The 14,905-nt window shown below is 38.8% G+C and carries 8 protein-coding genes; 5 read left to right on the top strand and 3 right to left on the bottom strand.

Annotated elements, in window-relative coordinates; genetic code table 11:
• The first annotated feature begins 60 nt into the window (after positions 1–60).
• Positions 61–825 (top strand): glutathione S-transferase family protein, encoded by a 765-nt coding sequence (locus AC4CU0_RS09765; protein ID WP_180012150.1) that lies wholly within the window; start codon positions 61–63, stop codon positions 823–825.
• An 81-nt stretch (positions 826–906) separates the two neighbouring features.
• Here AC4CU0_RS09765 and AC4CU0_RS09760 read toward each other — a convergent pair whose 3' ends face one another.
• Positions 907–2,235, bottom strand: coding sequence for a hypothetical protein (locus tag AC4CU0_RS09760; RefSeq protein WP_490743036.1), 1,329 nt, complete (start codon positions 2,233–2,235; stop codon positions 907–909).
• A 482-nt stretch (positions 2,236–2,717) separates the two neighbouring features.
• On the opposite strand from AC4CU0_RS09760, the gene AC4CU0_RS09755 reads away from it, so the two are divergent.
• On the top strand, positions 2,718–3,188 hold the full coding sequence (locus AC4CU0_RS09755; RefSeq protein ID WP_111885999.1) for an Lrp/AsnC family transcriptional regulator: 471 nt from the start codon (positions 2,718–2,720) through the stop codon (positions 3,186–3,188).
• Positions 3,189–3,277: 89 nt separating this feature from the next.
• Here AC4CU0_RS09755 and AC4CU0_RS09750 read toward each other — a convergent pair whose 3' ends face one another.
• Positions 3,278–4,030, bottom strand: coding sequence for a YebC/PmpR family DNA-binding transcriptional regulator (locus tag AC4CU0_RS09750; protein ID WP_490743035.1), 753 nt, complete (start codon positions 4,028–4,030; stop codon positions 3,278–3,280).
• Between the two features lie 300 nt (positions 4,031–4,330).
• Positions 4,331–4,900 carry a 1-acyl-sn-glycerol-3-phosphate acyltransferase gene (locus AC4CU0_RS09745; RefSeq protein ID WP_180063164.1) on the bottom strand — a complete coding sequence of 190 codons (570 nt, stop codon included), beginning with the start codon at positions 4,898–4,900 and terminating at the stop codon, positions 4,331–4,333.
• A gap of 841 nt (positions 4,901–5,741) precedes the next feature.
• On the opposite strand from AC4CU0_RS09745, the gene AC4CU0_RS09740 reads away from it, so the two are divergent.
• The 3 genes from AC4CU0_RS09740 (at position 5,742) to AC4CU0_RS09730 (ending at position 14,905) form a co-directional block, all read left to right on the top strand.
• Positions 5,742–9,158 (top strand): type VI secretion system Vgr family protein, encoded by a 3,417-nt coding sequence (locus tag AC4CU0_RS09740; RefSeq protein WP_490743034.1) that lies wholly within the window; start codon positions 5,742–5,744, stop codon positions 9,156–9,158.
• A 65-nt stretch (positions 9,159–9,223) separates the two neighbouring features.
• Entirely contained in the window at positions 9,224–14,011 is a 4,788-nt protein-coding gene (locus tag AC4CU0_RS09735; RefSeq protein ID WP_490743033.1) for an RHS repeat-associated core domain-containing protein, read from the top strand.
• A 15-nt stretch (positions 14,012–14,026) separates the two neighbouring features.
• Complete coding sequence (locus AC4CU0_RS09730) at positions 14,027–14,905, top strand: tetratricopeptide repeat protein (RefSeq protein WP_163146125.1); 879 nt, start codon at positions 14,027–14,029, stop codon at positions 14,903–14,905.

The following is a 14,905-nucleotide window of genomic DNA, read 5'->3' as shown; positions in this document are numbered from 1 at the left end:
TATCCCTATAAAATTACTGGGTTTTATAAACTACAGTTACAACAAAAACTTGGAGCATTTATGCGAACTCTCTACCAGTTTCCACTCTCACATTTTTGTGAAAAGGCGCGCTGGTTACTCGATCATAAAGAGTTGGATTATGTGGCTCATAATTTAATGCCGGGTGTACATCGTGCATTTGCACAGCTTAAAACAGGGCAAAACAAATTACCGATTTTACGTGATCAAGATCATTGGGTTGCAGATTCAACTCAAATCGCCTTTTACTTGGATGCGACCTACCCCGAACATAGTCTGATCCGTCCAGATGTCAAACTGCGTGAAGACGCTTTAGAAATTAATGAACTCTCCATTGAGTTAGGCCAACATGTGCGCCGTTGGGGGTTGGCACATGTATTAAATGAAAGTGAAGAATCACTTGATATTTTAATTGGTGAAAAGGGCTATTTACGTCAGTTTGAAAAATATTCCAAGCCCATTATAAAGGCACTGGTTTCTAAAGGTTATCAATTAGATACGGATAAGGTTGCGGCTTCACGTGAGCGATTGGACGAAATTGTGGTTGATTTAAATCAACGTCTGATCGAACAAGGTGGGCGTTATTTTGTAGGCGACCGATTAGGTTTGGCTGATATTGCAGTGTGTTCAATGTTGGCGCCGATATTAGAGATTGTTGGAACGCCGTGGGAAAAAGAGCATGGCGAAACCCTGTCAGAAGAGTTTAAAGCTTACAAAGCCTATTTGAGCGATTTGCCTTTAGGTCAATATGTGCAACGTATATACCAAACAGAACGTAACGCACGGGTAGATTGGCGTGGTGTATAAGCCCTTTAAATGAAAACTTTGCGTCATACTGCTTTAAAAAAGCGAGCCTAACAGCGCGCTTTTTCATCAGACATTCAATCCTTAAATATAGCTTTGTTGTTGAATATCCAAAATATTCAGCACTGGACTGATACTATCGGCTTGTAAAGTATTCAGCGGTATAACAGGGTAGAAGATATTGCCTAGCGCATCCTTAATACTTGGGATGATGGTGGAGATATCAAAATCACCTTGAGCAGAACCTAAATTTTCCAATAGGTCATTAATATTCGGTAATTGGCCCGTGAGGTTTTCAGTCAATTGGTTGAACTGATCCGTGATAGAACCAAGATCAATTTTTTCAGGAGCAAGATTGCCAAGTAAATCGCCAATATTTGGAATGGTCAGTTGATCGAGGAACTGAGTCGCTTCACCATTACTGTCCATCAGAGCAATGACTGGTTTCAATGAATCAATCACTTGATTTAAATCAGTTGAAAGCGTCAGTAAGGATGGATTGTTGACCACATCCAAAATGGTGCTCACGCTATTTAATACATCATAAATCGCTTTGACGGTTTGAGCCTGATCCGTATCGATGACATCGCTTTTTGCCAGTAAATCTAGAAGCGGATTAAGTCCTTTGATCACCCCTGAAATGGTCTCAGGGATATTGCCTTGGTTGGCTGATGAAATGGCGGTCACTAGATTGGTCACACTTCCAATCACTGTCGGTAAAGCATGACTCAATTGTTCCATATCAATAGATGAGTTGTCTTTATTGATTGAAGCTAATAAAGGTAGGAGGGCACTCGTTGCACCTTGTGCAATTTGCCCAAAGTCGATGTTTCCAGAAGACGAGCTCCCAATCATCTGAATAATGGGTTGCGCATATTCTAAAACTTGACTGAGTGTATTGATAATTTGTGTTGCATCCGTTGACCCTGTTGCGCTTCCAAGCATAGCAAGCAGTGGTTTTATGGCATTTACAGCGCTACTAATATTGTCAGGAAGATTGCCTTGGTTATTGGTGCTACTCAGTAAACTTTGCAAGCTGTTGACAATGGTAGGTAAAGATTGAACCAACTGATTCATCTCTGTTGAGCCAGCGTTGCTACCTAAGTTTTGTAGGAGTGGTTGCAGAGTTGTCATCAATGTCTTGAGTGCATCCGAATTTGAACCATTATTGGATGTAAGACTTTGAATCGTGCTAATCACTTGCGGAAGCGATTTAGTCAGTGCGCTAAAATCAAAAGACTTTGTGCCACCTAAATTACCCAATAATCCTGTCAGTGTATCCGTGATATTGGTTGTAGGTTTAAGTGGGCTAAGTAGGTTACTGACCGTGCTGCTAATTGTACTGAGCTGTAGGGAAGGACTTAGTACAGAACTTAATTTTGAGCTGAGTGAACTCAGTGATTTAATTGCCATGTTTATTCTTCCGTTTTTGTTTTTTTGTATATTTATGAACCGCCGCTATTTTTTAATGTAATTACCAAACCAAGTAAATAAGTGAAAAAAATGAAATGTGAAATAGAGCGCACATTGAAAAATAAAGTAAAAATAAAAAATTGAAAAATATAAATAAAATATCTTTCCCTTTTATCTGAAATTGATTTATTCAGATCAATGGAATACATCGAGAAGCTTTATTGGTAGGTTGTCTAAAGACGTTATTTAGAATATAAAAACTAAACTTTGATGAAAAAACATTCATTTAAACACGATATATATGAAAATTATTATGTTCATAATGCATATGAGCTTTATTATTTTTAATAAATCATGCTATACATGAGAAAACTTGCACATAAATGCTGATTTTAAAACTTAAAATAACATTGAAAATGACAACAGGTGTTTGATGAATCTGGATCATCAGCACTGTTTTCAAAAATGGCTGGAGTAGACTGATGGAACTAGACCGTTTTGATAAACAAATTTTAGAAATTTTGACCCATGAAGATGTCAACTTAAATGAACTGTCAGAGCGGGTGAATTTATCGGTCAGTTCAGTTCATCGTCGGATCAAACAATTGATTGATCACAATATTATCAGTGGTCTAAAACGTGAAATTAATTATCAAAAATTGGGCTTTAGTTTGCATGTGCTGCTACAGGTGTCCTTAAGCAAACATGATACAGATACTTTTGCTAAATTTTTAGAAGCATTAGAAAGTATTCCAGAAGTCATTAATGCATTTTTGGTGACAGGGCAGTCTGCCGATTTTATTGTGGAAGTCGTTGCACGGGATATGGAAAACTATAGTGAAATTTTACTCAAGCGCATTGGTAAAATTGAACACGTAGTTGCATTACATTCGAGCTTTGTAATTAAACAATATAATGTTTTTAACTGTAATGGCTTATTAAATAAGGTTTAAATGCAGCCCTCATATATAAACTCAAACAGTTGAAAGCTAGGCAATAAAAAACGCACCGAAGGGTGCGTTTTATACTTCACTCGATTGAACTATAGAGCTTCTAACTCAGCCATCACTTCATCGGTGAATTCAACGTTCGTATACACGTTTTGAACGTCGTCAAGATCTTCAAACATATCAATCATTTTGATGATTTTTTTCGCTTGTTCGATATCTGAAATTAACGCTTTAGTTGAAGGGTTCATGACCACTTCGGCGTTATCAGATTTTAAACCTGCTGCTGCAAGTGCATCCTGAACCTCACCGAAAGTTTCAGGTGTGGTGATAACTAGAATTTCATCTTCATCTACTTCAATATCTTCAGCACCCGCTTCTAAAGCGACGTCCATGATTTGATCTTCTAAAGAAACATCTTCAAAAGTAATCTCACCACGTTTGGTAAACATATAAGCCACTGAACCTGCAGTACCTAAATTACCATCAGTTTTCGAGAAGCAATGACGAACGTCAGGAACAGTACGGTTCAAGTTATCCGTCATTGTTTCAATGATGACAGCAACACCACCAACGCCATATCCTTCGTAGGTTACTTCTTTTAGATCGGTATTTTCTTCACCGCCCACACCACGTTGGATCGCACGGTTAATGGTGTCACGTGTCATGTTTGCAACTAATGCTTTTTCAACAACAGCACGTAAACGTGGGTTAGACGCTACATCACCGCCGCCTAAGCGTGCAGCTGTCACGATTTCACGGATAAATTTTGTGAATACTTTAGCGCGGCTCGCATCTTGTTTTGCTTTACGATGCTTAGTATTAGCCCACTTGGAATGACCCGCCATGCGAAATATGCTCCTTGTAGATTGGCCTTATGCCTATCAAATTGAGCAAATTCTACCATAATGGCTTTTTTGTGTGAAAGTACTGGATTTCATGAATTGAGTAGTTGAAAAAAAAATATCCAAATTTGAGAAAATAATGCGAAATGTCTAAACGCCCGTACTGTAATTTTTCTTATGATGAGAATCGGGCTAAAAGGGGGAGTCTGATCCTGTTATAACAGGAAGATATAAATGTACAATGCGTGGAGCACGATACATTTATATCTTTAAATACGTAGTTCGTTAAAACGTGAATGGCGCTTAGTCTTTATTTTTAGGTTCTGGGATCACGATATCTAAACCTACTTTATCTTTATAGAGTTGCTTAATTAAAGCTAAATCGTGATCGAGCTCAGTCGGGTAAATCTTGCCAAAAATACCACCTTGTTTGGTTTTTGAGTTGGCATACATTAATACAATCGGCACACCTGCTGCTTTAGCAATATACCAAAAGCCTGTACGAATTGGTTTTCGTGTTTCACCACGTACTGCACGGGTCGCTTCTGGAGCAATGACTAAATTAAATTTTTCATTGGCTTCAAAATGCTCAACCATTTGAGTCACGATGTCTTTATTGGCTTTACGGTCTACAGGAATCCCGCCAATCGCTTCAAGAACAGGTTTAAATGGACCTTTAAAGAGTTCTTTTTTAATCAGCGTGTGAATTTTGATGTCATAAATTTGGCAAAGGGCCAATGAAAGTACAGCATCCATCATTGAGGTGTGTTCAAAGCCGACGATCACTTGTTTATTTTCTAAAACATCAGGTTCTACGCGGTATTTCCAGCCCGCCAATTTAAATGCGGATTCGCCAATAAACTTTTTCAACATAGTCGGTGATACGGTGATTTTAAAAAGGTGTAATTTCTGCTTGTTTGGATCATGAGTCAAGAGGATTTAAGTGAGCTTTGATCTGAATTGTGCATATATTACAAATCGGAATAAGAAGGGCGGATTGAAAAATTATACTTTTTAGCAATAAATCGGTTAAATTTTATATAGCAAAGCTATCATCATAGATAAAAATACTCTTAAAAATTTGCTAAATATGGCTAGGCACCGTCAGAAATTCTTATTAGACTTTTGTCGTAGGTTAAAACTTTTAACCTGTTGGTCTTAACTCGTTTTCTAACGGAGAACTCAAGCATGATTTATTTAACTGCTGTGTTATTCGCTGTTGCTATGTTTGCTTTGATTGTTATTTGGTCAATTGTTGAGTTTTATTTGGACTTAAGAAAGCCTGAACAGGTTGAGTCTTAATATTTGCCGAAATTTGAAGGCCCCGTAGTTGATTTATTCATGCCATATATTTTATATAATAATTATATTTAATTAATAGTAAAAAGATATTAATGTAGTTTTGTTTTTGAATATCGACCTTTTATCTTAAGAGAAAATTCTAATTTGATATTTTTTAGAATTTCTATATTAGATATTCTTGAGCAGGTTTCAGAAATGGCTATTCCTTGTTGTAAATAATCTGCTCTGTTCTTGTAATTATAAATTAAACATTAAAACGATATTTCATCTTTTATGAAATTTTGACTAATTATTTCAGATATTTAAAGCTAACTAAAAACACAAAAAAATTATCTTTGTAGGCTTGGCTTATATTGAATAATTTGATTAAATGTTCGGGAAATTTAAATAAAATTGATGTTTGATAATAACAATGCTGAACAATATATACTCTGCTATTGAAAAATTGGGCATTAGTCCACAAAAACGTGCCTTGCATATTCAATTTTCCAATACCACGCTGAATGAACAAGTATTCTTGCAACGTATTGATGGGGAACATGCCTTAAGTGAAGGTTTGAATGTTCAGCTCATCTGTCTCTCAACTTCTGCCACCTTAGAACTCAAACAATTTATTGGTACACAAGTCGCAATCGATCAGGTAACCGATGCGGGTCAACTTTTTCGTATTACCGGGATCATTACAGAAGCATTTCAAGGCCAAAGTGATGGTGCATTAACGCTATATAAGTTGACCTTAGAAGATGCAACGGCATTATGGCATAAGCGTCGTAATAGCCGTGTGTTTATGAATAAATCGGTCAAAGATGTGGTCGAGATTATTTTTAAGGAATGGCAAAAAAAGAGCCCACTTTTTGCAGCGAGTTTAAGTTTGGACTTAAGTGGCTTAAAAAAAGAGTATGACGTCCGGCCATTCATGATGCAAAGTAATGAAACTGACTATGATTTTATTACTCGCTTACTACGCAGTGAAGGCATTCATTGGTTGGTTGATGAAGCTCAATCTTTTGTAACATCGTCTGTGACACCCATAGCAGCTCAAAAGCTACGTTTGATTGATGAAAATAGCCAATATCAAGCTTTGGAGCGACGTAATATCCGTTTTCATCGCAGTAGTGCGACTGAAAAAAATGACAGTATGACCAGTTTTATCGGTCAGCGCAGTCTGCAACCGACGTCGGTACATGTGCAGCGGTGGCAAGCGGATGTGCTTGAACAGGACGAGGGTGGTGGTGCAGTACAAAGCAAGCACCTACATAGTCAAAATCAAGATAATGCGAGCTTAAGCTTAGAGCAGGCATGGCATGTGAGCCCTGCATGGATGCAAGATCTGAATGGTGAAGATGCTGCAACTGCCTCTAATAGTGCTCAAGTTGAACGTCTCAATCAAAATTTTAGTGATTATTATGCAGCTCAAGCCAAACAATTTATTGCTAAAAGTACCGTGCGTGATACACAAGTTGGTTATTGGTTCAAATTGGATGAGCATCCAGAGATTGACCAGCATCGTGGTGCTGATCAAGAGTTTTTGATTTTATCCAAGTCTTTTTATAACCAAAATAATTTACCCAAAGACTTAACCGATCAAGTTACACAACTGATCCATCAAAGTCAGTGGCAAGTCAAACAAAGCGATGCGGATGAACGCCAAGCCAATACCTTGACTTTGCAACGTCGAAATATTACGACCGTCCCTGAATTTAATCCACTTACACATCGACCAGTAACACATCCACAGCGTGCTAAAGTTGTGGGGCCTGCCGGTGAAGAAATCCATGTTGATGAATGGGGGCGGATAAAAGTCCGTTTTCTGTTTACCCGTTCTGATGATCATGGCCATGATGGTGGTGCAGGTGCGAACAATAATGACACAGACTCGGCTTGGGTTGATGTGTTGACCCCTTGGGCTGGCGAAGGTTATGGCGCACGCTTCTTACCTCGAATTGGTGAAATAGTCGTCGTTGATTTCTTTGATGGCAACATTGACCGACCTTTTGTCGTGGGTCGTATTCATGAAGCGCAGCGTAGTCCCACTAAATTTGACAATAAAGGACAATTACCAGATACCAAAAAACTCGCGGGAATTCGTTCTAAAGAAGTGGCGGGAGAGGGATTTGGTCAATTACGCTTTGATGACACCACGGGACAAATTAGTACGCAGTTGCAAAGTAGCCATGGTGCAACACAACTGAATTTAGGTCATTTAAGTCATCCTAAAGAAAAGGTTGAGAGTGAAAGTCGGGGTGAAGGTTTTGAGCTGCGGACCGATCAATGGGGGGCAGTACGAGCTGGACAAGGTTTATTGGTGTCGACTTATAAACAGGAAAAGGCCAATGGTGAACATTTAGATGCAGAGATTGCAAGAACACAGCTGGAGACGAGTCATAGTAATAGTAAGTCTTTAAGTGATATTGCAAAGCAACAAAAAACAGATGAAATTGAATCTGTTGAACAGCTCAAAGCTTTTGCCAGTGAAATAGAAAAAGATATCGCTAAATTTAAAAAAGCCATTCTTTTACTTAACTCAGTGGATGGTATTGCACTTAGTACACCAGAGGATATTCATTTATCTGCAACAGGTATGATTAATCAGATTGCCGGTGATAGCATTAACCTGAGTACGCAAAAAAATATTGTGGGACAAGCTTTAGGTAAGGTTAGCTTATTTGCAGCTCAAGGTGGTATTAAAGCAATAGCAGCGCAAAGTAAAGTCGAAATTCAGGCACAGTCTGATGCTTTGGATATTTTGGCAAAAAAAGGAATTACGATTTCTTCTACTGAAGACAAAATAGAGATTAGCAGTCCTAAAGAGATTGTGATCACAGGAGCTTCTTCCCAAATTACTTTAAATGGCTCGGGAATTCTTGCTAAGACAGGCGGTAAATTTGAAGTAAATGCAGGGCAGCATCTATTTAAACCTGCATCGAGTGCAAGCAAGTCTACACAACTTCCTGCTTCAAACCCTTTGAAAGGTGCCTTAGAACTTCTTAAAAGTTATGGGGGGCAAGATTTCTTTAGTGGCACCGGTTTTAAAGTGATTGATGCTTTAGGTAAACAAGTTTCAGGGAAACTCGATGGCAATGGCTTTGCACAAGTTACAGGCATTGCACCGGGACCCGCGAAAGTGGAGTTTGATAAAGATCCACGCAGTGCGTGGGATCAGTCTAGTCACTTTAATCGCAACTATGATTGGGCGGAAAAAGTGGTACCAGGCGCTTCGGACTTTTTACAAAATACATTGGGTTCGTTGGGGCAAAATTTAACATCACAGTTAAAAGATAATCTCTTTAATTTAAATGCCGATTCTTTAAAAAATATCGGAAAAAATGCATTAAAAGATCTAGGTGGACAGGCATTAAATCAATTTAAAGACCAAGTCACCAATTCCGCACTATCTGCAATTTCATCGAAACTCAACTTGGGACTTTCTGCTTCACAAATGGCAAGTTTGGGTCAGGGTGCACAAGGCTTATCCAGCGTATTAGGTGGAAGTGGAATGAGTAACGGCATCGTTTCTGGGTCAACTGCTGCCGCAGTTCAGAACTCACAAGCAACCATTGATAAGGATATAGTGGGCCGTAAAATTTCTTATTCCACACGCGCATTGACTTATACGGAAACCATTCGAGAAGGCTCTGCAACGCCTACGAATGTGACAGCTGCACCAGTCGCAGTGCCTAAAGTGCCTGAAATAAAAGTAGCGGAAGCTGCACCAGAAAAAGCGATACCTGTCCTTGCTAGTGATGATGATTGGGTGGACCGGAAACAATATTCAAGTCCTTACCTCACTTACAGTGAAACCACACGACCGAAAAAGAACAATGGTTAGTACTTCATAAGAGCGACAGCAAAACACAATTTTAAATATTTAGAATTTGAGTAATAGGTTTTTACATGACAACTGAGCAAAATGTTCAACAAGAACAACAGACAACAACTAAGCCAGCAGTTGAACTGGCGATTTTTAACTTAGAGAGTGTGACGCATACAGAAGATCATAAGTTTATTGCACATCAAATTGAAAACTATTTAAAGCAATGTGGTAATACCAACTTAGGGCAGTTGAAAAGTCTTGCTAATGTACCAACGGTTGCCAATATTTTTGCACTTTCAGGTTCAGTCTTAGATTTACTATTGTTTTGTACTGAGCAAAAACAAGGTGAGTCAGGAGTACAGCAAGGCGCTTTACTTTGTATGAACTTGATTGGTTTATACTTAGAACCCAAAGCCGAAGCTCATGTACGAATGGCTTTACGTCCTTTATTGGGACTCATGGCTGAATGTTTATATCCGCAAAATGGTAAAGTCAAAGAAGCCGATATCCGTCGCATGTCTTTGCATTTAAATGCGCAAATGGCAGGGGATATAGAAAAATTCCTGACTGAAACACAAGCTAAATTACCTACCTTGCTTTCAGGTGCAAGCACATTGGGTATATCCATACTCTCAGCCTTTGCAACTGAAACGAAATCAGGACTGGTATCACCAACCATTAATTTTGGCGCAACTGCCGAAAAACGAGATCCAACGGAACAATTTAGTAACTGGACGAAACCGCTGATTGATCTGACACAAACCAGTGCGCTTGCTAGTTTGATACCGAAACTTAAAAAGCCAACAGGGGTCACATCTTTACAGTTGGAAGCACAACAAGCACAATCGCTTTTACCGAATCTAATTCAGCAACAAGCAAATACAGGTACAAAATATAGTATTGCTTGGTTGATACAAGAAACCTTAAAAGCCATCAAAAAACAAGGCAATAAAGCCAGTGCCAGCGTTCCTTTAAATCAAACTGGTGAGCATGAGCAGCATACAACAGGTGATACTTTAGAGTTTTTAACTTTACAGGCCGATGCACTGAATAATCCGCCTTGCCAAGGAGCTGACTCACAATCTAAGCACAGTATCAGCTATTCCATTGGCGCAGAACGAGTCAATCATACTGATTTCTACTTACCCAAAGTGGGCTTTAGCTTCAGCCGTCAATATAATTCGCAAATGCATGAGTTTGATGGCAGCATGATGGGCGCGCGTTGGATGATGCCTTTTTCGAATGTCATTAGCCAAAATAAAAATGGCTACTTATTTATAGACAGTAATGGGCGCAAGCATCAGTTGCCTGAGTCAATCCTGTATGAAGCTTATACGGTACCTTATGAGGGCTTTACGGTAGAACCTTTAGAAAATGAAGACTTAGTCCTAAATTTTGGTTCAGCTTGGAGTTTTCATTTTCATAGTTTCAATGGTGGAAAGCACTATCAGTTGATTCAGCAATTCAATGAAGAAACAGATGAAAAAGTTGCTTTAAGTTATTTACTATTTGAACAGCAGGCTTATCTGCAAAGTATTGATTTTCAACTGAAGCGAGGAAAACACCAGCTCAAGTTTGCCTTTAATGAACAAGTGAAAATCATTGCTGCCTTTGTGGATGAGCAAGCAGAGCCAGTTTCACGCTATAAATATGATACGCAAGGTAATTTAATTCAGGCAGTGGATCAAAATGGCCATGTACGCAGCTATGAATATAATGATGCGCATCAACTGACTCGCTATACCGACCGTACTGGTCGTGGGCAAAATATCCGTTATGAATCAAAAGAGGCGAATGCCAAAGCCATCGCAGAATGGGCAGATGATGGTAGTTTTAAAACACGTTTGGAGTGGCACCCGAGACTGCGCCAAGTTGCTGTGTACGATGCTTATGATGTGCCAACCTATTACTACTTTGATTTAGATGGTTTTACCTATCGCACACGCTTAGCTGATGGCCGAGAAAAGTGGCTCTCTCGTGACAGTCAAAAACGCATTACCCGTCAAATTGATTTTGCAGGCCTAGAAACCGAACAAATTTATAACGAGCAAGATCAGTTGGTTAAAATTGTACAGCCGAATGGCGGTATGATCCGCTTTGCATATGATAAAGCAGGGAATTTAACTGAGACTAAAGATCCAGAAGGGAATATTTGGAAAAAAGAATACGATGCGGATGGTAATGTCACCAAGGAAATTAATCCTTTAGGTCATAGCACGCAATATAAATACAACAACGATAATCAAGTTATAGAAATCATTGATGCCAAAGGCGGCGCTAAAAAAATTCAATACAATGATTTGGGACAAATGACCGCATATAGCGATTGTTCAGGTAAAGAAAGCGCATGGGAATACGATGAAGAAGGCGCACTGACGGCCCAGCAGTCTGCTAATGCGCAGCAGATTAAATATATCTACAGCTCAGAAGGTAAAGACAAAGGTCAGCTTAGAGCAATTGTCTATCCTGATGGTTTAAAAGAACAATTTGAGCATGATGAAGAAGGGCGCTTGCTCAAGCATACGGATACCAAAGGTTTAAGCACGCAGTACCGTTATAATGCTGCGGGTTTGCTCGAACAGCGTATAGATGCGAACCGTCATCAAATAGGCTACCAATGGGATCAGCAAGGCCGTATTCAAAAGCTGATCAATCAAAACCATGCAGAATATTTATTTGAATATAACCGTTATGGTCAATTGGCACGTGAACAGGCTTTCGATGGCGAAGAAAAATATTATAGCTACAATGAAAACGGTCAGCTGTTCCAAATCCGTCAGCCGAATGTGTTTACTCAATTTGCATATTTTGCTGATGGTGCAATCGCTTCAAAAACTTATACCCATGTACAAACTCGTGTAAGTCAAACAGAAGAATTTGAATACAACCTGAATCATCAGTTGAGTAAGGCGACGAATAAAGACAGTCAAATCGATTTTTATCGCAACGCGCTTGGCCAATTGGTTCGTGAGCATCAGCATTATAAAGTGCCGCATTTAACTCCGCTGACGGCTGTGCTGCGTTATGAATATGATGTGCTGGGAAATTTAACTCAAACGATTCGCCCTGATGGACAGGTTCAAAGCAATTTGAGTTATGGTTCAGGGCATATTTATGGCATTGCGTTAAATAAAAAAGACATGGTGGCATTTCAGCGCGATGATTTACACCGTGAAACTGCGCGGATGCTCGCCAATGGATTGGTTCAAACCAAAAATTATAATGATGTGGGTTTACTCAGTTCGCAGCTGATTCAGCCAGAGCAAGAGACTTTAGGGCGAGTACAGCATCAGGCGGAACGGCAGTATCATTATGATCAAAATTATCTACTCACGCAGGTGGACGACAGCCGTATAGGCAAGCTGAATTATCAATATAATGCGGTTGGCCGTTTGATACAGAGTCAAAGTGTGCATAAAACGGAAAGCTTTACTTTTGACCCTGCGGGGAATTTAATTGACCCGATTGCCACGCAGGCGTCTCAAGTGAAAAGTAATTTGATCGCTCAATATCAGGGTAAAAACTATAAATACGATGCGCAAGGCAATGTGATTGAAAGCAGCCATGCAGGTAAAACATTAAAACTGACGTGGGATAACCTGAACCGTTTGATCCAAAGTGAGCTTAATGGTCAGGCGACTGAATATGGTTATGATGTATTTGGAAGGCGTTTATACAAGAAAAATCAAAATGCGCAAACCCTGACCTTATTCGGCTGGGACGGTGACCTGATGATTTGGGAGTCACAGCAATCTAATGACGTTGAAGAAAACTACACTAAGCATTATGTCTATGAACCGCAGAGTTTTGTACCGCTGCTGCAAACGGGCTATACAGGTTTTATCAAGCTTTTAGAAACTCCAGATTATGCTCAATTTCAGCATGAAGAATATTCAGTTTATAAAGATCCGATATGGAAAAAGGAAACACGAAAAAATAAAGCTGAATTGGAGCGGGTGCTTTTTTATCACTGTGATCAAGTGGGTACGCCGCAAACATTAACTAATGAATTAGGTGAGTGTGTTTGGGAAATAAAACAGGATGCATGGGGTGAAGCTATAGAAATAAAAGCCACTAATGCATTGCTTGAAGACACTAATATTCGTTTCCAAGGCCAATATTACGATAGTGAAACAGGCTTACATTATAACCGTTACCGTTATTATGAGCCGCATAGTGCAAGATATGTGAGTAAAGACCCAATTGGGTTAAATGGAGGAATGAATACTTCTGCTTATGTAAGTGATCCAACCCAATGGGTTGATCCGATGGGGTTAACTGAATGGACTGGTTCAAGTTATCAAGTTAGTGTTCTTGCCGGAACAGGAATTAAATATGATTTAAGATCCCAATGCCTAAATAATGAAAGAGGTGTCGCATCAATAGTTGTTGGTGGTGGCTCATATGGGCGGGGGGGCACTTTAGGAGCGGCAGGAAGTAGATCAGTAACTTTTCATGACCCATATGATGGTGTTTATAAAGACGCATTGAATGGTGGGTGGGGAGATGTAAGTGCTAGTGTTGTATTATTTAGAGGTATAGGTTTTGGTAAAACTGGTTTAGGTGAAGCATCTAGTGATGGCTTAATGTCGACATATGATAGAGGAGTCGCTGCTAGTGCTGGAGTTTCAAGTGGACATGTTATACCTAGTTTATCTAGCTATAAGGTTGAAGCTTGTTTTACAAATGACCCACGTGGGCCCATTTGTAATGGTCGAAATGGTAGATGTGAAAAAAGTGTACCTAAACCAAAGCCTCGATCATATATCGATCCCAAAACCATTCCTGAGTATGATCCTCGCTCTCATGCACATATTCCGCCAAATAATGTCAACATTAATGACATTTTTAACAAAATGAGTTTTTAAGAGGTTATGTACAAAATGCTGAAAAAGAAATTATTAGTGAGTCTAGCTGTAAGTATATGTATTACTGCTTGTAATGCTTCAAATACATCATCTGATTTAAATATGACATTTGAACAAGCTGAGCAGTTAAGATCACAAGCAGAAGCTGCACCATCAAACTCTGATGAAAAGAAAGAATATTATAAAAGACTCGAACCTATTTATGAAAACTTGGCAAAAGAGGGTAATAGTGATGCTCAACTAATATTGGCAGATATTTATTTTAAAGCGCTGAGTGGAACTTATGATACTAAAAAATCATTTGAGTGGACAAAAAAATCGGCAGATAATGGAAATGTCTCCGCTATGTATAATACTGGTTTTAAGTACTACACTGGAACTGGAGTTCAAAAAAGTATAGAAAATGCAAAAAAATATTATCTTAAAGCTGCTAAGTTGAATGATGTTGATGCAATGGGCTCTATAGGCTCTATTTATATTGAAGAAGGAAATATTGAAGAAGGGTTAAATTATTTAAAAAGTGCAGCCGAAAAAAATGATGCTCTTTCATTATTTGAGTTAGGGTTGATATATTGCGAAGGTGTGGTTGTTAAACAAGACTATAAAATTTGTAATAATTACTGGGAAAAATCTGCATCATTAAATAATGCTGAGGCTGCTTTAAATTTGGGTATTAATTTGATAAATAGTAATGGTATCACTAAAGATGTGGATCGAGCTATTAAGTATTTTGAATTAGCTAGTAAAATGAGTAAAGGACAAGCATCTTATAACTTAGGGGTCATATATTCATCTCCAGATTATAATAAGTTAAATGAAAGTTTATCTCAATTTTACTTTAATAAAGCATATGAGCAAGGCATCTCAAGTGCTAAAGAAAAGATAAAACAGTAA

This window comes from Acinetobacter sp. LipI_15, assembly GCF_058242865.1.
This window is presented reverse-complemented; position numbering and strand designations above follow the sequence as displayed.